The following is an 18,423-nucleotide window of genomic DNA, read 5'->3' as shown; positions in this document are numbered from 1 at the left end:
GACCGATCACCTATCAATTTAAATGGGAATACCGCCATGAAACTTTCGACCTTGATGCTCGCCAGCCTGATGACCCTGACCTCTGCCGCCGCCTTTGCAGAAGGCGGCTCAGAGCGTTCGAAAGAGTTCTACAATAACTTCAGCTTCATTCAGGAAAAGACCCACGGCAAGGCTGAACAACAAGTTGCGTCCGCCGATGGTAAACCGGTTAAAGCCACCACTGCCGAAACAGCACAACCCAATAGTTAATTAATGTTGAGTTAATCCGCAGCACCCTCTGCCATTCCGCTCCCTTGGCAAAGGTTTATCAGGCGCCATTCAATGGCGCCTTTTTTTATCCTGCTTTTATTACAGCGCCTTGCTCCAGAACAACATGCGGCCATGGGCGGGATCAAATACCGAATCGTCGAAACCGAACTTGCGATACGCCGACTGTGCCAACTCATTGCCTTCAAGCACTTCCAGGGTGATTTTGCAGCATCCGCGCTGCCGGGCGATTTCCTCGACTTTCTGCAGCATCTTCTGGCTCAAGCCCAAGCCACGAAACTGTTTCGCCACCACCACATCATGAACGTTGACCAAGGGCCGACAAGCGAATGTCGAGAAGCCCTCGAAGCAATTGACCAGCCCGGCTGGCTCACCCCCGACGAACGCCAGCACACTGAATGCATAGGGGCGCTTGGCCAGTTCCCCAGGCAGTTGCTGCAACAGGTCGGCTTGCAAGGTGTGGCCGCCGCCCATTGGATCTTCAGCATAGTGGTTGAGCAACGAGCCGATGGCGTCGGCGTGCACGGCGTTGGTGTAGCTGGCTAGCAGCACCAGGATGTCAGGGGTGTCCATTTCCGTCCTCGATAGCGACAACCAGGGAATCGATTCCCTTTGAGAGGGGTGATTGTAAGCGTGGATGCGGCAGCAGATGAAGGCGATTAACGACAAATGCCTGACAGAAAACGCCCAGGCTGCAGGCATCCAAAGCCCTGGCCGAGGTCAGGCGCCGAAGCGCTGCAGCTGCATTTCTCGCAAGCGGCTCAAGGTGCGCCGAAAAGGAAACGCCAAGTAGCCTTCGGTATACAGACGTTCCAGTGGCACTTGGGACTCGATGAACAACGGCACCTTGCGGTCGTAACATTCATCCACCAGCGCGATAAAGCGTCGCACGCTGTCATCGTGCACCGACAGCTCCGGCAATTGACGGTCCCCCGCGACGACGCGCTCGGCCCCGTCTTCGGTACCACGGGCGATCCGCCCCGGGCGCTGCGGGGCGCTGAGGTTGGGCACTTGCGCCAACAGAATGGCCTTGAAGCGATCACACAGCAGCATGAAATCCATCGCGGCCAGCGGCTGCTCGCAGAGCTCGGCGTAGCGGCACCACAGTACCGCGTCACTGGCCTGCACCGCCGTAATCGTGCGATGACCCACGTTCACCTCCCTCCCCTCGCTGACCGTTTGCCCCGCGCTCAGTTGCCTGAACACCGTGGCCAGTGCCTCCGGCTGATTCACCCAGTAGCGCTGCAGGCCCACACCGGCGTGCAAGCGATGATCCTCGCCACCGTCCACCGCCACCACCTGCATATGCTGCTTGATCGCCGCGATCCCCGGCACGAACCGTTCACGGTTGAAACCCTCGGCGTACAGCTGCTCAGGCGGTTGATTGGACGTACAGACCATGACCACGCCCTCCTCGAACATCACCTGGAACAGACGGCCGAGAATGATCGCGTCACCGATGTCATTGACGAACAACTCATCGAAACACAGCACGCGCACGTCCCGGCTCAGTTCCCGCGCCAACGCCTGCAGCGGGTCCTTGATACCGCTGAGCTGGAACGAGCGCTGGTGTACCCAGCCCATGAAGTGATGAAAATGCTGACGCCGCGCCGGCACGCGCAGGCTTTGATAGAACTGGTCCATCAACCAGGTCTTGCCGCGCCCCACCGGCCCCCACAGGTAAACGCCGGCAATCGGCGAATGGCTCTGGTGCAACGCCTGGTGACAGGTTTGCAAGGCCTGCACCGCCGCGTGCTGGGCGTCGTCGGGCACGAAACCCTGCTGGGCGATGGCATCTTGATAAGCGGCGAGCGGCGAGTCGAAAGTCATGGCGCCAGTATGACCTACTACGCGAAGGCCAGCCGCGCAGTTTTCGCCGTCAACCCAGCTCCGCAGGCGCTTGGCATCTGAGGAGGGTCGACGGCCTGGGCCAGCGCTGCGACTTGCGCGCACGTTTGCAAGGCGCAGGTCAGCCAACTGCCCGGCCCGACGTTCAGCCGGTCGTCACGCTCCGGGCCCACCGGGCTGTACAGCAGCGGGCAAGACGGCGCCACCCACAAACGATCGCCTAGTTTTTCGTGGGCGCGCTGCAAGGTCGCCAGGACCTTTTCCAAGTCGCAGCGCCCTAGGTTGAGACCGTCGACCACGCCCAGGGACAGCACCTTGTACGCCGGCAGGCGGTCGAGGATGGCCGGGTACTGCTCCGGCGCACGCACCAGGTCGATGTGCAGGCCATCGACGGGCAGGTTGGCGGCCAGGCCGAGGTTCTCTTCCAGGCCACCGAAGTAGGTCGCCACCAGCTTCTTCAGCGGGTCACGCTGGATCAGGTTGTAGGCGCGCTCAAAGGCATTCTTCCAGGCCTGCGGCAGGTCGAGCACCAGGATCGGCTCGTCGATCTGCACCCACTCCACGCCCTGCTCGGCCAGGCGCTGGAAAATCTGACCATACAGCGGCAGCAGGCGGTCGAGCAGCTCAAGCTTGTCAAAATCACCGCCCTTGGCCTTGCCCAGCCACAGGTACGTCAGCGGGCCAATGACGACCGGCTTGACGTTGTGCCCGAGATCGCGCGCTTCCTGGACTTCCTCGAACAACTGCTCCCACCCCAGGTGGAATTGCTGGTCGACGCTGAACTCCGGCACCAGGTAGTGATAGTTGGTATCGAACCACTTGGTCATTTCCTGGGCGTGAGCACCGCCGCAGCAGTTATCGCTGACGCCACGTGCCATGCCGAACAACGTCTGCAACGTGGCTTGGCCATCGGCAGGGCGAAAACGCTCGGGGACTACGCCAAACATCAGCGAGTGGGTCAGCACCTGGTCGTACCAGGCGAAATCACCTGCGGGCAGCAGCTCAATGCCCGCTTGTTTTTGCAGCGCCCAGTGAGCCTTGCGCAAGTCACGGCCCACGGCACGCAGGCCGGCTTCGTCGAGTTCGCCCTTCCAGAACGCTTCCTGCGCTTTCTTCAGTTCACGGTCGCGTCCAATGCGCGGAAATCCGAGGGAATGAGCGACTGCCATGACTTACAACTCCACTGTAGGTATTCAATGGCAGCCATTGTCGGCAGATGCCGATAGTGAGACAAACTCATTTTATTTTAGATGATCACAAGTTCTACTCATGTTTAAACCGGGATTGATCAGTCAATCGGATCAGTCAATCAACCCATGAGCGTCATAGAACGGATACGGCCCGGGGTAATCCCCGAACACGCCGTTGTGGCTGAGCAACCCCTGTTGCGCGTCCCAGCGATGCAACAGATATCCCGCCGGCTCCAGGTTGAAATGCGCGGGCGCGGCGTCTTGCAAATCCAGCACGATCTGATGGGAGGTGCCGGGGCACACGCAGCTCAAGCTGCCACCAAAGCGTCGCTGCATCGGCCGGTGCAGGTGCCCGCACAGCAGGCGTTCAACTTGCGGGTGGCGCGCCACGACTGTTTCCAGGGCGGCGGCATTGATAAACGGTTCGCGGTCCATATGGCCGATGCCGCTCATAAACGGCGGGTGGTGCAGAATCAGCAAGGTCGGCGCATCCCGGCGTCGCGCCAGTTGCTCGTCCAGCCATCGCAACTGGCTGTCCAGCAATTGCCCGCCATGGCCACCGGGGATGGTCGAGTCCAGGCCGATCAAACGCAGCGGATGCTCGTCCACCACCCAGTCCAGCGGGCCCTCTGCCAACGACGGCAAATAGGCGTGATCACGGAATGCTTCGAGCAACGGACCGCGTGTGTCGTGGTTGCCAGGCACCAGGTAGCACGGCATGTGCAGGCGTGCGAGTTCGGGGTGCAGCACGGCGTACTCATTGGGGCGACCGAAGTCCACCAGGTCGCCGCTGACCACCACAATATCGGGCCGGGGATGGCTGGCGTTCAAATGGTCGACGGCACGGCGCAGCGCGCCCAAGGTATCGACCACCCCATACGTCAGGCGCTGGCCGGCTTTAAGGTGCAGGTCGCTGATTTGCGCAACAAGAAACGGACGATTCACAAGCAGACCCTCACGCATTCAGGGTGAACAACATGTGCGGCGCGATTGCCAGGGCAATCGGCGCGCCGACGGCGTACAGCTGGTTGTCGCTGCTGTCCACCAGCAGCGGTTGCGGGCCGCCCACGTCCACCAGCAGACGGCTTTGCGCGCCCTGGAAAAACTGCGCCAATAGATGGCCGTGCAAGTGCCCTTCGCTCTCCATCACTCGCAGGTGTTCGGGGCGGCAGTACACCGTGATGGGTTGATTGGCCGCGTGCCACGGCAGCACACCGCCGCTTACCTTCAAGCCATGGACCGATTGGTCCAGCACTTGAAAGGCATTCAGGTTGCCGACAAAACCGGCGACAAATGCATTCGCCGGTTTCTGGTAAATGTCCCGCGGGCTGGCCAGTTGCGCGACGCGGCCGTGCTCCATCACCAGGATGCGATCACCGAGGGCCATGGCTTCGCCCTGGTCGTGGGTGACGAACACCGAGGTGATGCCCAGGCCACGCAGCAGTTCATTCAGCTCACTGCGCAGGCGCTCACGCAGTTGCGCATCGAGGGCTGCCAACGGTTCATCCAGCAACAGAATCTTCGGGCGCGGCGCCAGGGCACGGGCCAGGGCCACGCGTTGACGCTGGCCACCGGACAATTCGTGGATGCTGCGCTTGCCATGCTGTTGCAGGCCCACCAGCTCCAGCAATTCGTCGCAGCGCTTGTTGCGCGCAAGCGGCGACATCCCGCGAATCTTCAAGCCGTAGACGATATTGCCGACCACATCCAGGTTGGGAAACAGCGCGTAATTCTGGAACACCATGCCCACGTCGCGACGCTCGATGGGCAGGCGCGTGACGTCGTCGTTGCCGAAAAACACCTGGCCCACATCCGGACGCTCCAGCCCGGCGATCAGGCGCAAGGTGGTGGTTTTGCCACAGCCCGATGGGCCTAGAATCGCCAGGGTTTCGCCGCCTTCGACGGTCAGGTCCAGGTCATGCACGGCCACGGTGCCGTCGGCGAATGCCTTGCGACAGCCTTGCAGGCGAATAGTGATAGCGGTCATCGACGCTCTCCACGGGATAAACGGGCACTGATGGCCTGCAATGCAATCAGCAGCGGTACGATCATCAGCAAAAAGATAAGGGTATAGGCGCTGGCGATTTCCAGGCGCGCCGAGGCGTAGCTGTCGGCCAGGCCGACCGGCAAGGTCTTGGTCATCGGCGTGTGCAGCATCCAGGTCAGGTTGAACTCACCCAGGGACAAGGTGACCACCATCAGCACACCCGCCAGAATCCCTGCCCGGCTGTTGGGCACCACAACGCTGAAAAAGCGTTTGATGGGCCCCGCGCCAAGGCTGGCCGCCGCCTCTTCCAGCACCGGCAGATGCTGGCGCTGCATCACCGCCATCACCGGGCGCACCAGGAACGGCATGGTGAACAGCACATGGCCCACCAGGATGAACAACCAACTGCTGCGAAACGTGCCGAACTGGCCGTAGGTGAGCAGCAAGGCCAGCGCACTGGCCAGGCCCGGCATCGCCACCGGCAGCACCATCAGTTCCTCGAAGGCGCGGCTGAAGCGGTTGTTCATGCGCACCAGGGCGTAGGCCGCCGGCACGCCGATCACGCAGACGCACACCGCGCAGGCCAGGGCCAGTTGCAGCGACAGCCACACGGTCGGCGAATAGGCCTGCCACACCTGCACCAGCCAGTCGAAGGTCAGTCCACTGGACACGCCGACGAAGAAATTGCGCGTGAGTCCCGCCAGCAACGACATCAGTACCGGCACCAACATGAACGCGCACACCAGCAAGGTGAACAGCAGTTGAATCACAAACAGCGATGAGCGCTTCACAAGACCGTCCCCGCGTTTTTCACCAGGCGTCGCGTGAGCAACAACACCACCCAGGTCACCGCGCCAAGCACCACCGACAACGCGGCGGCGACGGCAAAGTTGGCATAGTTGGTGAACACGTTGTAGATCGCCACCGGGGTGACGTTCAGCCGCGTGCCCAAGGTAAAGGCCGTGCCGAAGGCGCCCATGGACGTGGCAAAACAGATCGCCCCGCACGACGCCAGCGCCGGCGCCAGGCCCGGCACGATCACGTCGCAGACCACGCGCCAATGCCCGGCGCCCAGCGAATGCGCGGCTTCTTCCAGGCTACGGTCGAGGCTTTCGCAGGCCGCCATCACCGTGAGGATTACGCGGGGGATCGAGAAATACAGGTAGCCGACAAACAACCCGGCCAGCGAATAGGCAAAGATCCAGCGTTCACCGGCCAACTGCAGGCCGAGCGACGCCAGCAGCCCCTGGCGCCCGGCCAACAGGATGACCAGGAAGCCCACCACCACCCCGGGAAACGCCAGGGGAAACGTGAGCAAGGCCACCAACGCCGAGCGCCCAAAAAACCGCTGGCGCGCAAGAAACACGCCGCTGATGCCGCCAATCAACAACGCCGTGAACGTCACGATGATGGCCAGCACACAGGTCTGCGCCAGGCTGCCCAGGTACTGCGCGCTGCTGAGCACCTGCCAATAGCCGCTGCCGTGGCTGTCGCGGCTTTCGCCGCCGAGCACGATCAAGTGCGCCAGCGGCAGCAGCCAGAATGCGAACAGCACCGCAAAGGCCGGAGCCAGCGCCCAGGCCGCACGTTTTGCCGATGTGGCCACTTACTTGACCTCGTTCAGATAACGGGCCGCGAAGGCTTCCTGCACGGCGGCCATTTTCTGGTAGTCCACCACGCCGGCGCGCGCATAGTCGCTGTCGGGCAGGAACTGCGCGGCGACCTCAGCCGGCATCTGCACCGGGCGTACCGGACGCAAGTAAGCTTTGGCCCAGAGTGCCTGGCCTTGATCCGACAGCACGAAGTCCAGCACCTTCTCGCCATTGGCGCGGTGCGGCGCGTTGGCCACCAGGCTCATCACGTAGGGCACACTGATGCTGCCCTCTTTGGGGATCACGAAGGCAACGTTGGCGTTGTCCTTATAGCGGGCGCGGTAGGCGTTGAAATCGTAGTCCACCAGGATCGGCAATTCGCCGGACAGCACCCGCGCATAGGCGGTCTGCTTGGGCACGATGGGCGCGTTTTTCGCCAGTTTCTGGAAGTAGTCGATGGCCGGGGCGAAGTTGTCCAGGTCGCCGCCCATCGCGCGGTTGATCGCCACAGCAGAGACGTAACCGACGAAGGCGCTGGACGGGTCCAGGTAGCCGACCATTCCTTTGTATTGCGGCTTGAGCAGGTCGGCCCAGCTTTGCGGCACCGGCAGGCCACCCAATGCATCGACGTTGACCATGATGCCCAAGGTGCCGGAGTGAATTGCGAACCACTGGCCCGCCGGGTCTTTCAGGCCGGCGGGGATCTGCTCCCAGCCCCTGGGTTTGTAGCCGTCGACCACGCCGGCTTTTTGCGCCTGCAGGCCGAAGGTCACCCCGTAGTACACCACGTCGGCGACGGGTGCGGCCTTTTCGGCCACCAGTTGCGCCAGCGACTGGCCGGAGTTCTTGTTATCCAGCGGCACTTGCACGCCGGTGCTGGCGGCAATGGCCTTGAGCTGGGTGCCCCAGTCGGCCCAGTCCGGCGGGCAGTTGTAGCAAATTGCGGTGTCGGCGGCCTGGGCCAGGCTGGCCATACCACACAGCAGCGCGGCGGCCAGGGTTTTACGCAATGCGCGCATCAAGAAACTCCTCATGGGGTTGAGTGCTTTCGCCCGGCCGGATATGGCAAGGCAGGCAATGGGAAATCGGGGCGTTGCCGGCGATCTGCGCCAGCAATTGGTCAATCACTGTGCTGGCGAGCAGCGCGATGGGCTGCACCACGCTGCACAGGGTTGGGTGCATCTGGGTGCCGAGGGCGATGCCGTCAAAGCCCATCACCGAGAGTTGCTCGGGTACTTGCCAGGCGTTGCGGCGCAGTTCGGCGATCAGACTGATGGCGAGGAAGTCGTTGGAACACACCAGTGCCGTGGGCGCCTCGGGGCCTTCAAGGTACGGCTGGATGGCGACGAATTCAGCCTGGGTGTGCGCGGGCATTTCGATCACCGGGCGGCTCTTGAGGCCGTAGGCTTGCATCGCGTCGCAGTAACCGGCGTAACGCAGGCGCGCACGGTCGGACTGCAACGCGGGGCCCGCAACCATGCTGATGCGCCGGTGCCCTGCTTCCAGCAGATATCGGGTGGCCATGGCCATGCCGGCGCGGTTGTCGACCGACACGGCGCTGTAGCTGGGATTGCTCGGTTGGTGGTAGGCCAGCACGAACGGGGTCTGTTCGCTGGCGAGGCTGTTAAGCACGCTGTTGCTCTCGGCATCGGTGACCGTCAGTACCAGGCCGTCAACACGTTGGCGCAGCAGTTCTTCCACCACCATGCTTTCGCGTTCAGTGCTGTAGTCGGTGGTCGCCAGCACCAGGCTGTAGCCGCGCAACCGCGCGGCACGTTCCATGGCCTGGAACTGTTCGGCGAACACCGGATTGAGCAAGTTGGGCACCACCACGCCAATCAACCGGGTGGTTTGCAGGCGCAGTTGGCGACCGAGCAAGTTGGGCCGAAAGCCCAACTCACGGGCAGCGGCAAACACCTGCTCGCGAGTGGCCGGGCGCACCTGGTCGGGGGAGGCAAATGTGCGGGCGGCAGTGGCGCGGGATACGCCAGCCAGCTGCGCAACGTCTTTCAAGTCAGTCATTGTCACTCGCTTGAGATCGATCTCATTGGCGAGGACAGTAACGGGGGAATGTGGCAGGAAGGTGGTGGGGAGATGACGGTTTGATGTCAGTGAAGCCTGGCTACACAGCGTGCTAACTGTGGGAGGGGGCTTGCCCTAATGCCAGTCAGTTAAGAAGTAGCAGGAGCGAGAACTAACTTGTGGCGAGGGAGCTTGCTCCCGCTGGGGCGCGAAGCGGCCCCAAACAATGGGACTGCTGCGCAGTCCAGCGGGAGCAAGCTCCCTCGCCACAGGTTCGGTGTCGCCTTAACTGACTGGCATTAGGGCTTGCCCCCTCCCACATTAGATCGGTGTATAGCCAGAGATAGTCATACTCTGCGGGTATGCTTGGAAAACCGGCGCAGCAAAATCCGCCGGCTAACCTTTCGATCTGATCCAAGTGCGGGCACAATGCGTGTCCTTTTTTGGCAGGCACCGCCGCAGGCTCTCAAAAATGATCAAAACGCCGTACTACCTCATCGATAAACAGAAGCTTCTGGTCAACATGCAGAAGATTGCCTACGTGCGCGAGCAGTCCGGCGCCAAGGCTCTGCTGGCGCTCAAGTGCTTTGCCACCTGGTCGGTGTTCGACCTGATGCAGCAATACATGGACGGCACCACCTCGTCGTCGCTGTATGAGTTGAAGCTCGGCCGTCAGAAGTTCGAAGGTGAAGCGCACGCCTACAGCGTGGCCTGGGCCGACGATGAAATCGAAGAGATGCTGGAGAACTGCGACAAGATCATCTTCAACTCCATCAGCCAACTGCAGCGTTTTGCCGAACGTTCCGAAGGCAAGACCCGTGGCCTGCGCGTCAACCCACAGGTGAGCAGCTCCGATTACCTGCTGGCCGACCCGGCGCGTCCGTTCAGCCGCCTGGGCGAGTGGGACCCGGTGAAGATCGACGGCGTGATCGATCAAATCTCCGGTTTCATGTTCCACAACAACTGCGAAAACGGCGATTTCAGCCTGTTCGACAGCATGCTCGGCACCATCGAAGAACGCTTCGGCGCGCTGCTGCACAAGGTCCAGTGGGTCAGCCTCGGCGGCGGCATCCATTTCACCGGTGAAGGCTATGCGCTGGATGCATTTTGCGCACGGTTGAAGGCATTCTCCGAGAAGTACGGCGTGCAGGTGTACCTGGAGCCCGGCGAAGCAGCGATCACCAACAGCGCGTCCCTGGAAGTCACCGTGCTCGACACGCTCTACAACGGTAAAAACCTCGCCGTGGTCGACAGCTCCATCGAAGCCCACCTGCTGGACCTGCTGATCTACCGCCTCAACGCCAAGCTGGCGCCGAGCGAGGGTGAGCATACCTATATGGTGTGCGGCAAATCCTGCCTGGCCGGCGACATCTTCGGCGAGTATCAATTTGATCGTCCGCTGGCCATCGGCGATCGGCTGTCGTTCATCGACACCGCTGGCTACACCATGGTCAAGAAAAACTGGTTCAACGGCCTGAAAATGCCGTCCATCGTAGTGAAACAACTCGACGGTACAGTCGAAGTGGTTCGTGAATTTGGTTACGACGACTACCTGTCCAGCCTTTCGTAAGCTGGCGGATATAGGAGAAATAAAGCAATTGAAAAAGAACGTTCTTATCATTGGTGCAGGAGGTGTCGCCAAGGTGGTGGCCCACAAGTGCGCGCAGCACAACGACGAACTCGGTCGTATTGCTATCGCGTCGCGCAACATCTCCAAATGCCAGGCCATCATCGACAGCGTCAAGGCCAAGGGTAGCCTCAAGGTACCCGCCGACATCCAGGCCTTCGCGCTGAACGCCCTGGACGTGGAAGCGACCAAGGCCCTGATCCGCGAGACCGACTCGCAGATCGTCATCAACGTGGGTTCCGCGTTTCTCAACATGTCGGTGCTGCGTGCCTGCATCGATACGGGCGTGGCTTACCTCGACACCGCCATCCACGAAGAGCCGGGCAAGGTCTGCGAGACCCCGCCGTGGTACGGCAACTACGAATGGAACCACCTGGAAGAATGCAAACAGAAGAACATCACGGCCATCCTTGGCGTGGGCTTCGACCCGGGTGTCGTCAACGCGTATGCCGCGCTGGCGCAGCAACAGCATTTCGACCGCATTGATTCGATCGACATTCTCGACGTCAATGCCGGCTCCCACGGCAAATACTTCGCCACCAATTTCGACCCGGAAATCAACTTCCGCGAGTTCACCGGACAGGTGTGGAGCTGGCAGAACAGCCAGTGGACCAGCAACACCATGTTCGAAGTCAAACGCACCGACGACCTGCCGGTAGTCGGTTCGCAGAACCTCTACCTCACCGGCCACGATGAAGTGCACTCGCTGTCGAAAAACCTCGACGTGCCCAATGTGCGTTTCTGGATGAGCTTCGGTGAACACTACATCAACGTATTCACCGTACTGAAAAACCTCGGCCTGCTTTCCGAGAAGCCCGTCAAAACCGCTGAAGGCCTGGAAGTGGTGCCGTTGAAAGTGGTCAAGGCGGTACTGCCCGACCCGTCATCGCTCGCACCGGGCTATACCGGCAAAACCTGCATTGGCGACCTGGTCAAAGGCACCAAAAACGGCCAGCCGCGCGAGATATTCATCTACAACGTGGCTGATCACGAAGAAGCCTTTGCCGAGACCGACAGCCAAGGCATCTCGTACACTGCAGGCGTCCCACCGGTAGCCGCTGCGCTGCTGGTGGCGCGTGGCGAGTGGGATGTGAAACACATGGCCAACGTCGAGGAACTGCCGGCTGAGCCGTTCCTCAAAGCGCTGGACGTGATGGGCTTGCCGACTCGGATCAAAGACGAGCACGGTGATCGCGCCTGGGATGCGATTGCCTGACCGGCGATAGCTGACCGAACAAAAGAATGCGCCCGATTGGGCGCATTCTTTTTGTGGGAGGGGTTCTACACCCCGATGGCGATGCATCAGCTACAACTGAGCCGGCTGACACACTGCATCGGGGGCAAGCCCTAATGCCAGTCAGTTAAGGACGAACACTGTACCTGTGGCGAGGGAGCTTGCTCCCGCTGGGCCGCGAAGCGGCCCCAAAAATGGGACTGCTGCGCAGTCCAGCGGGAGCAAGCTCCCTCGCCACAGGTTACTTTTTACCCTTTCTACTTCTTAACTGACTGGCATTAGGGCAAGCCCCCTCCCACATCAGGTTTTGTGGTGCAGGGGTAAACCTTACCTCGACACCGGCATCGCAAACTCCGCGCCCTGCTCGATGCTCTCCGACCAACGCTGCATGATCGATTTCTGCTTGGTGTAAAAACGCACGCCCTCGGTGCCATAGGCATGCATGTCGCCAAACAGGCTTTTTTTCCAGCCACCAAACCCATGCCAGGCCATCGGCACCGGAATCGGAACGTTGATGCCGACCATGCCCACTTCGATGCGCCGCGCAAATTCGCGGGCGATGTTGCCGTCGCGGGTGAAGCAGCTGACGCCGTTGCCGAACTCGTGGTCGTTGACCAGTTTCACTGCGGCGGCGAAATCATCCACACGCACGCAGGCCAGCACCGGGCCGAAGATTTCTTCGCGGTAGATGCTCATGTCTCGGGTCACATGGTCGAACAAGGTAGCGCCGAGCCAGAAGCCATTTTCCAGGCCGGGCTCGGAGGGTACATAGTCGCGGCCATCAAGCAGCAGTTGCGCGCCGGCTTGCACGCCTTGCTCGATATAGCCGCTGATCCGCTCCAGGGCAGCGCGGGACACGATCGGGCCCATTTCGGCCTTGAGGTCGCGGCCATCGGTAATGCGCAGTTGCTTGGCGCGTTCGGTCAAGGCAGCGATGACCTTGTCACCCACATCGCCCACCAGCACCGCCACCGAGATTGCCATGCAGCGTTCCCCGGCACTGCCGTAGGCGGCGCCCATCAGGGCGTCGACGGTGCGCTCGATATCCGCGTCGGGCATCACCACCATATGGTTTTTCGCGCCGCCCAGGCCTTGCACGCGTTTGCCGTTACGCGCACCGCTTTCGTAGATGTACTGGGCAATCGGCGTGGAACCGACAAAGCTCACGGCCTTGACGTCCGGGTGTTCGATCAGCGCGTCCACCGCTTCCTTGTCGCCCTGCACCACGTTGAACACGCCCTTGGGCAGGCCCGCTTCGCGCAGCAGCTCGGCCATGAACAACGAGGCGCTCGGATCGGTGGGGCTGGGCTTGAGAATGAAGGTATTACCCGCCGCAATCGCGATCGGGTACATCCACATGGGCACCATCACCGGGAAGTTGAACGGCGTGACGCCGGCCACCACGCCCAGCGGCTGGCGCATTGTCCAATTGTCCATGCCACGGGAGACCTGGTCGGAATGTTCGCCCTTGAGCAGGTTGGGAATGCCGCAGGCAAATTCGAGGATGTCGATGCCACGGTCGACCTCGCCCTGGGCATCGGTAAACACCTTGCCGTGTTCGGCGACGATGATGCGTGCCAGGTCGTCCTTGCGTTCACGCAGCAAGTGCAGGTATTCGAACAGCACACGGGCGCGGCGGATCGGCGGGGTGTCGGCCCAACCGGCAAAGGCGGCCTGGGCGGCGGCGACGGCTTCGGCCACGGTCTGGCGGCTGGCCAGGGCCACACGCGCGGTGACTGCGCCGGTGGCCGGGTTGTAGACGTCCTGATAGCGATCATCGCGGCTCACGCGCTGGTCGTTGATGTAGTGCTCAAGGGTAATCGGCATGGCAGGCGATCCAGGTGGTTGGCGTTGGTACACACCTTAGGCTTTCGCTTTGTTCCGAACCAGAGCAGAATCCTGAACTTATTGTGCACCCTGGCGAACAATACTCCCATGGAAAAAGCAGAGATCGAAGGGCTGTGGACCCATATCCATTGGCTGTCAGTGCTGGAAGAACACGGCACCTACACCGCCGCTGCCGCGCGCCTTGGGGTGAGCAAGTCGGCGGTGAGCCAGCGGATTTCCGACCTGGAAAAAGCCACCGGCACCCGGCTGGTGACGCGCACCACGCGCAGCGTACGGCTGACCGATGCGGGGCTGTCGTTGACCCGCGAGGTGCGCAGCGCCTATGAACACATCGCCCGCAGTTTCTCTGCGGTGCGTGACTTGGCCGGCGAAGTGCGTGGCCTGGTGCGGCTGACCGCGCCGGTGGCGTTCGCCCGGCAACAGCTGGTGCCGCATCTGCCGCAATTCCTGCGCCAATATCCGCAGGTGCGCATCCAGCTGGACGTGTCCGACGCCTTGAGTTCGCTGGCCGCCGAAGGTTACGACCTGGCCGTGCGCCATGGTTTCCAGATACCCGAGACCCATGTGGCCTGGAAGCTCTGCGACACCGCCTCGGTGCTGGTCGCCACCCGCGATTACCTGCAGCGCCATGGCGAACCCCGCGAGCCGGGTGATCTGTCGGCGCACAACTGTCTGTTTTACCCACGGGGCGCCGACCAGCCGGCCTGGACCTTCGAACGCGGCAGCAAACACCTCGAACGCCTGACCGTGCCCATCGCCGGCAGCTTCGCCACCAACAACAGCGAAGCCCTGCGCGACGCGGCGCTCAATCACCTGGGCATCGCCCTGCTGCCGGATTTCAGCGCCCATGCGGCGCTGGCCGAGGGCAAGCTGGTGCAGGTATTGAAGGGGTGGACGCTCAAAGGCGCATTTGCCGATGAAATCTACTTGATCCGCCCCTACTCGCCCCATGTGCCGAAAGCAGTGAGCGCGCTGGTGGGGTTTTTAAAGGCGCAGTTGGCGGGGGGGTTTCGATTCGACGGCTGAGGCGGCGCACAAAAAAAGGCCCGGCGACGCACGCGAGTGCGGCACCGGGCAAAGCAAGCGACCGGCTTCAGAAACGTGGTTTGACGGTTTTCCACTGCGGTTGATAGCGCTGCATCTGCTTCACATCGTCACGCTGGCGGATACCGCAACTGAGGTATTGGTCATGCAGCTTGCCCAACTGATCGTGGTCCAGCTCCAGGCCCAGCCCCGGCGCGCGGGTGACGCTCACGCAGCCGTCGACGATGGGCAGCTTGCCGCCCTTGATCACTTCTTCGTCTGGCTCCTGCCATGGGTAATGCGTATCGCAGGCATAGTCGAGGTTGGGCACCGACGCCGCGACGTGGGCCATGGCCATCAGGCTGATGCCCAAGTGTGAGTTGGAGTGCATCGACACGCCCAGGCCGAAGGTGTGGCACATTTTCGCCAGCACCTGGGTGTCGCGCAGGCCACCCCAGTAATGATGGTCGGCCAGCACGATCTGCACACTGTTCAGCGCCACGCTGCGGCGGAACTCGTCAAAATCGGTGACCACCATGTTGGTCGCCAGGGGCAAGCCGGTTCGCTTGTGCAGCTCGGCCATGCCGTCCAGGCCGGGGTCGGGTCTTCGTAATATTGCAGGTCGTCGCCGAGCAGTTCGGCCATGCGAATCGAGGTGGCCAGAGACCAGTTAGCGTTCGGGTCGATGCGCAGCGGTACGCCGGGAAAGGCTTTTTTCAGCGCCTTGATGCAGCGCACCTCATGTTCAGGCTCCAGCGCACCGGCCTTGAGCTTGATGCTTTTGAAACCGTAGGTCTCGAGCATGCGCCGAGCCTGGGCGACGATCTGCGCTTCAGTCAGGGCTTCGCCCCAACTGTCGGGCTTGTAGGGTGAATCGATGTGTTCGGCGTATTTGAAAAACAGGTAGGCGCTGAACGGGATCTGGTCACGGATCGCGCCGCCGAGCAGGTCCACCAGCGGTACATTCAGCGAATGCGCCTGCAGGTCGAGAAACGCCACTTCGAACGCCGAATAGGCATTACTCACGGCTTTGCTGGCATGGGAGCCCGGCGCCAGTTCCGCACCGGCCACGCTCAGCGGTTTATGCGCGGCCACGGTGGCCTGCACGATAGCGCGCAGGCCATTGAGGTTGAACGGGTCCAGGCCGATCAGCTGTTGCTGTACCTGTTGCTGGATCGCCAGTGCCGGGGCATCGCCATAGCTTTCGCCGAGGCCGATGTAGCCGGTGTCGCTTTCAATCTCGATGATCGAGCGCAGCGCGAAAGGCTCGTGGATGCCGCTGGCGTTCAACAGCGGCGGGTCGCGAAAGGCAATCGGGGTGACGGTGACGCGGATAATTTTCAAGAGACGGCTCCCTGTGGATCTGAAGACAAAGCGTGAGGCGCGGTGGATGGGTTGGACGGTGTACCGCCACGCGGTGCGGTGCGGGCAAAGAACACCACCACCGCCGCCACCAGCGAAGTGGCGGCCAGGCCGTAGAGCCCGCCCTCGATGGACCCGGTGGTCTGCTCCAGCAAACCGAAGGTGGTAGGCGCGACGAACCCGCCCAGGTTGCCCACCGAATTGATCAAGGCAATCACCGCCGCCGCGATCCGCGCATCCAGGTAACCCTGGGGAATCGGCCAGAACAGCGCCGACGCGGCCTTGAAGCCAATCGCGGCAAAACAGATGGCGACGAACGCAAACACCGGCCCGCCCAGGGTAGACATGAACATGCCGAACGCCGCGATCACCAGCATCAGCGACACCCAGGCTTGCTGGTGCTTCCACTTGCTGGCCAGCGCCGCGAAGCCGTACATGGCGACGATGGAAATCAACCACGGAATGGCATTGAACAAGCCCACCTGAAAGTCACCCAGGTTGCCCATTTTCTTGATCATGCTCGGCAGCCAGAAGGTGGCGCCGTAGATGGTCAGGGCGATGGAGAAGTAGATAAAGCAGAACAGCGCGATCTGTTTGTCGGCCAACAGCTTGAACATCGACGGCCGCACGCACTGGCTCGCCTCGCGCGCCTGCTGCTCCAGCGCAATGGCACTGACCAGCGCGTGTTTTTCTTCGTCACTGAGCCACTTGGCCTGATGGGGATGGGACTGCAACCAGAACCACACAAACCCGCAGAGCACGATGGAGGCGAAGCCTTCGATCAGGAACATCCATTGCCAGCCATGCAGGCTGAACCCGCTGACATTCAGCAGCGCGCCCGACACCGGCCCGGAGATCACTGAGGCAATGGCCGAACCGCTGAGGAAAACCGCCATGGCCTTGCCGCGCTCGCTGGCCGGCAGCCACTGGGTGAAGTAGTAGATGATGCCGGGAAAGAACCCGGCTTCGGCGGCGCCGAGCACAAAGCGCAGCACGTAGAAACTGGCTTCCCCCTGCACAAAGGCCATGCCCATCGCGGCCGCGCCCCAGGTGAACATGATGCGCGTCAGCCAGGCCCGCGCGCCGTAGCGTTGCAGCAGCAAATTGGATGGCACTTCGAAAATCGCATAGCCAATGAAGAACAGCCCGGCGCCCAAGCCGTAGGCCGCCGCGCCAATGCCCAGGTCGGTTTCCATATGGCTGCGCACGAAGCCGATATTGACCCGATCGATGTAGTTGACGATGAACATCACCACGAACAGCGGCAGGACATGGCGCTTGACCTTGGCGGCAGCGCGGGCGAGCACGCTCGGGTCTGGCGGATTGTGAAGGGTATCCACGGGCAACTCCCAGTCATTGTTTTTTTAGGGATCGTTTTTTTAGGGACAGGTCGATGATGGACGCCGAGGATTGTTCCCGTCTAATCTAACCTGGCATTCGATTGATACTGGAATTAGATCAATGTTCGAACTGACCCAACTGCGCTGCTTCACCACCGTGGCCACCGAACTGAATTTCCGCCGGGCGGCCGAACGCCTGAACATGACGCAGCCGCCCCTTAGCCGGCAGATCCAGTTGCTCGAGCATCACCTGGGCGTGGAGCTGTTTACCCGCACCACCCGCAGCGTCGCGCTGACCGCCGCCGGCCGGGCTTTTTTCATCGAGGCGCAGAACCTGCTCGAGCGTGCCCAGCAAGCGGCCGTCACCGCGCGACGCTTTGCCGAGGGCGATATCGGTACGGTCAATATCAGCTTCGTCGGCAGCGCGGTGTATGAGTTTTTACCCAAAGTGATTGCCGAGGCGCGCCTCAAGCAGCCCCACGTCAAGATCGACCTGTCCGAAATGAACACCTACCAGCAATACGAAGCCCTGCGCGCCCGGCGCATCGACCTGGGCATCGTCCGCGCGCCGCTGCTGGAGCCCGGCTACGCCACTGAATGCCTGGTGCGCGAGCCGTTTGTGCTGGCGGTGCCGAGCAGTCATCGGCTGGCCCAGGCACAGACCGTCAGCGTGCAAGACCTGGATGCGCAGCCGTTCCTGATGTACGCCCATTCCGCCTACCCGCCGTTCAACGAGCTGCTCACCGGCCTGCTGCGCTCGGCCCGTGTCGCGCCGGAGTATGTGCAGTGGCTCGGCTCGTCCCTGACTATCCTCGCCCTGGTCAACGCCGGCATGGGCCTGGCCCTGGTGCCGCGTTGCGCCAGCAGCGTGGTGTTCAAGAACGTGGTGTTCCGCGATATCGACCTGGGCGAAGGCGCGCAGAGCGAGCTGCACCTGATCTGGCGCGAGCACAACGACAACCCGGCGTTCACCATGCTCCTGGAAGGTATCCGCAGCGCTGCGGGCGAGCGCTTGCTGCCGCACCATTGACCCAATCCTGTTGAATACTTGCCTGATCCTCTGAACTTGTGGGCTATTGCATA

Annotated in this window: 15 protein-coding genes and 2 pseudogenes; 5 read left to right on the top strand and 12 right to left on the bottom strand. The window is 61.8% G+C overall.

The features are described from left to right. The first annotated feature begins 36 nt into the window (after positions 1 to 36). Positions 37 to 249 carry a hypothetical protein gene (locus C4J93_RS11240; RefSeq protein WP_124362381.1) on the top strand — a complete coding sequence of 71 codons (213 nt, stop codon included), beginning with the start codon at positions 37 to 39 and terminating at the stop codon, positions 247 to 249. Between the two features lie 99 nt (positions 250 to 348). On the opposite strand, the gene C4J93_RS11235 is transcribed toward C4J93_RS11240, so the two are convergent. The 9 genes and pseudogenes from C4J93_RS11235 to C4J93_RS11195 form a co-directional block, all read right to left on the bottom strand. Next, positions 349 to 840, bottom strand: a complete 492-nt coding sequence (locus tag C4J93_RS11235) for a GNAT family N-acetyltransferase (RefSeq protein WP_124429333.1) — start codon at positions 838 to 840, stop codon at positions 349 to 351. Positions 841 to 987: 147 nt separating this feature from the next. Beyond that, on the bottom strand, positions 988 to 2,097 hold the full coding sequence (zapE, locus tag C4J93_RS11230) for a cell division protein ZapE (RefSeq protein ID WP_124429332.1): 1,110 nt from the start codon (positions 2,095 to 2,097) through the stop codon (positions 988 to 990). A gap of 56 nt (positions 2,098 to 2,153) precedes the next feature. Beyond that, positions 2,154 to 3,284: pseudogene (locus C4J93_RS11225) on the bottom strand (5-methyltetrahydropteroyltriglutamate--homocysteine S-methyltransferase); the annotation flags it as partial. Positions 3,285 to 3,416: 132 nt separating this feature from the next. Continuing rightward, positions 3,417 to 4,250 (bottom strand): phosphodiesterase, encoded by an 834-nt coding sequence (locus C4J93_RS11220; RefSeq protein WP_124429331.1) that lies wholly within the window; start codon positions 4,248 to 4,250, stop codon positions 3,417 to 3,419. A 10-nt stretch (positions 4,251 to 4,260) separates the two neighbouring features. Continuing rightward, positions 4,261 to 5,292 (bottom strand): ABC transporter ATP-binding protein, encoded by a 1,032-nt coding sequence (locus C4J93_RS11215; protein WP_124429330.1) that lies wholly within the window; start codon positions 5,290 to 5,292, stop codon positions 4,261 to 4,263. Then, positions 5,289 to 6,083: an ABC transporter permease gene (locus tag C4J93_RS11210; RefSeq protein ID WP_124429329.1), complete on the bottom strand. Its 795-nt coding sequence runs from the start codon at positions 6,081 to 6,083 to the stop codon at positions 5,289 to 5,291. Before C4J93_RS11210 ends, C4J93_RS11215 begins: the two co-directional genes overlap by 4 nt. Beyond that, positions 6,080 to 6,898, bottom strand: coding sequence for an iron ABC transporter permease (locus tag C4J93_RS11205; RefSeq protein WP_124429328.1), 819 nt, complete (start codon positions 6,896 to 6,898; stop codon positions 6,080 to 6,082). The genes C4J93_RS11210 and C4J93_RS11205 overlap by 4 nt, the downstream gene beginning before the upstream one ends. After that, the gene (locus C4J93_RS11200) at positions 6,899 to 7,903 is read right to left on the bottom strand and encodes an ABC transporter substrate-binding protein (protein WP_124429327.1); all 1,005 of its coding nucleotides are present in this window, start codon (positions 7,901 to 7,903) and stop codon (positions 6,899 to 6,901) included. After that, positions 7,887 to 8,906 carry a LacI family DNA-binding transcriptional regulator gene (locus tag C4J93_RS11195; RefSeq protein ID WP_124409553.1) on the bottom strand — a complete coding sequence of 340 codons (1,020 nt, stop codon included), beginning with the start codon at positions 8,904 to 8,906 and terminating at the stop codon, positions 7,887 to 7,889. Before C4J93_RS11195 ends, C4J93_RS11200 begins: the two co-directional genes overlap by 17 nt. Positions 8,907 to 9,378: 472 nt before the next feature. Between C4J93_RS11195 and C4J93_RS11190 the strand changes: the two genes are divergently transcribed. Together C4J93_RS11190 and C4J93_RS11185 are read left to right on the top strand one after the other, a co-directional pair. Continuing rightward, on the top strand, positions 9,379 to 10,476 hold the full coding sequence (locus C4J93_RS11190; RefSeq protein WP_124370342.1) for a carboxynorspermidine decarboxylase: 1,098 nt from the start codon (positions 9,379 to 9,381) through the stop codon (positions 10,474 to 10,476). Positions 10,477 to 10,504: 28 nt separating this feature from the next. Then, positions 10,505 to 11,749: a saccharopine dehydrogenase family protein gene (locus C4J93_RS11185; protein ID WP_124429326.1), complete on the top strand. Its 1,245-nt coding sequence runs from the start codon at positions 10,505 to 10,507 to the stop codon at positions 11,747 to 11,749. A 345-nt stretch (positions 11,750 to 12,094) separates the two neighbouring features. On the opposite strand, the gene C4J93_RS11180 is transcribed toward C4J93_RS11185, so the two are convergent. Beyond that, a complete protein-coding gene (locus C4J93_RS11180; protein WP_124403836.1) occupies positions 12,095 to 13,594 on the bottom strand; it encodes a CoA-acylating methylmalonate-semialdehyde dehydrogenase in 1,500 nt (499 codons plus the stop codon). A 108-nt stretch (positions 13,595 to 13,702) separates the two neighbouring features. Here C4J93_RS11180 and C4J93_RS11175 point away from each other — a divergent pair, with 108 nt between their 5' ends. Continuing rightward, positions 13,703 to 14,641 (top strand): LysR family transcriptional regulator, encoded by a 939-nt coding sequence (locus C4J93_RS11175; protein WP_124429325.1) that lies wholly within the window; start codon positions 13,703 to 13,705, stop codon positions 14,639 to 14,641. A 67-nt stretch (positions 14,642 to 14,708) separates the two neighbouring features. Here the strand turns inward: C4J93_RS11175 and C4J93_RS11170 are convergent. Both C4J93_RS11170 and C4J93_RS11165 read right to left on the bottom strand, forming a co-directional pair. Continuing rightward, positions 14,709 to 15,982: pseudogene (locus C4J93_RS11170) on the bottom strand (glucarate dehydratase family protein). After that, a complete protein-coding gene (locus tag C4J93_RS11165; protein ID WP_124429324.1) occupies positions 15,979 to 17,340 on the bottom strand; it encodes an MFS transporter in 1,362 nt (453 codons plus the stop codon). Before C4J93_RS11165 ends, C4J93_RS11170 begins: the two are co-directional and overlap by 4 nt. 121 nt (positions 17,341 to 17,461) lie before the next feature. On the opposite strand from C4J93_RS11165, the gene C4J93_RS11160 reads away from it, so the two are divergent. Then, a complete protein-coding gene (locus tag C4J93_RS11160) occupies positions 17,462 to 18,370 on the top strand; it encodes a LysR family transcriptional regulator (protein ID WP_124429323.1) in 909 nt (302 codons plus the stop codon). Positions 18,371 to 18,423 lie beyond the last annotated feature (53 nt).

This window comes from Pseudomonas sp. R2-37-08W, assembly GCF_003851705.1.
Taxonomy (GTDB): Bacteria; Pseudomonadota; Gammaproteobacteria; order Pseudomonadales; family Pseudomonadaceae; genus Aquipseudomonas.
Note: the sequence above shows the minus strand (reverse complement) of the source record. Positions and strands in the feature narration are given on the sequence as shown.

Bases quoted from the DNA above. Each gene is read 5' to 3' on its own strand.
- C4J93_RS11240 (WP_124362381.1), top strand. From the start codon at position 37: ATGAAACTTTCGACCTTGATGCTCGCCAGCCTGATGACCCTGACCTCT.
- C4J93_RS11235 (WP_124429333.1), bottom strand. From the start codon at position 840: ATGGACACCCCTGACATCCTGGTGCTGCTAGCCAGCTACACCAACGCC.
- zapE (WP_124429332.1), bottom strand. From the start codon at position 2,097: ATGACTTTCGACTCGCCGCTCGCCGCTTATCAAGATGCCATCGCCCAG.
- C4J93_RS11215 (WP_124429330.1), bottom strand. From the start codon at position 5,292: ATGACCGCTATCACTATTCGCCTGCAAGGCTGTCGCAAGGCATTCGCC.
- C4J93_RS11200 (WP_124429327.1), bottom strand. From the start codon at position 7,903: ATGCGCGCATTGCGTAAAACCCTGGCCGCCGCGCTGCTGTGTGGTATG.
- C4J93_RS11195 (WP_124409553.1), bottom strand. From the start codon at position 8,906: ATGACTGACTTGAAAGACGTTGCGCAGCTGGCTGGCGTATCCCGCGCC.
- C4J93_RS11190 (WP_124370342.1), top strand. From the start codon at position 9,379: ATGATCAAAACGCCGTACTACCTCATCGATAAACAGAAGCTTCTGGTC.
- C4J93_RS11180 (WP_124403836.1), bottom strand. From the start codon at position 13,594: ATGCCGATTACCCTTGAGCACTACATCAACGACCAGCGCGTGAGCCGC.
- C4J93_RS11175 (WP_124429325.1), top strand. From the start codon at position 13,703: ATGGAAAAAGCAGAGATCGAAGGGCTGTGGACCCATATCCATTGGCTG.
- C4J93_RS11160 (WP_124429323.1), top strand. From the start codon at position 17,462: ATGTTCGAACTGACCCAACTGCGCTGCTTCACCACCGTGGCCACCGAA.